This is a genomic window from Actinomyces sp. S6-Spd3 (assembly GCF_000758755.1).
In the GTDB taxonomy this organism is placed as follows: Bacteria; Actinomycetota; Actinomycetes; order Actinomycetales; family Actinomycetaceae; genus Pauljensenia.
On sequence record NZ_JRMV01000173.1, the window covers coordinates 1 to 581 of the forward strand.

General features: G+C 57.3%; 1 pseudogene. It reads right to left on the reverse strand.

Features of this window, described 5'->3' with window-relative positions:
* Positions 1 to 234, reverse strand: a pseudogene (locus tag HMPREF1627_RS01035) (hypothetical protein); the annotation flags it as partial.
* Positions 235 to 581 lie beyond the last annotated feature (347 nt).

Here is a 581-nt window from a genome sequence, read left to right on the forward strand (position 1 = left end):
GGTCTCGGTGCCGTCCCAGCTGGCCTCGAGGTGTGCGCGCATGTCCGCGGGGACTTCCTCCAAAGCCAACAACTCTCCCGTGGGTACCAGTGCGTAAACAGTGGAGGCGTGATCCCACCCCAAGGCCGAGGCCGCTCGCTCAATCTCGTGCACAGCGTGCGTGAGGCCAAGCTGGGCACCGGTTACGCCATTTGACTTGGGGGAGGCTGGTGCAGCCTCGTCCTCGTTAAACATTGTTCACTTCCTTTGTCCGTAGCTCGCCCTACACTTGAACCAGAACGTTCAGCCCCGATCGGTAGCGCGTAAGGCAGGTATGCTAAGCACCATTATTCCCGTGTGCCTTATGCCTCGCCAATCGGTAGACTGGACGGACGATGTAAGCAAACTCGCTAGTTTTCGAGAGGAAAAACGTGAGCGGTTTTCCATTCCAGGGCTTTCCTGAGCAGCCTCGGCCGCAAAAGCCCAGTCATCCTAAGAAAGGGATGACGCCTTTCCGGATCACCATCTTGGTGCTTGTGATTCTTGGGGCGTTCATCTACGTTGCGTCCGATTTGTGGACGCAGGTCCTTTGGTTCAACCAG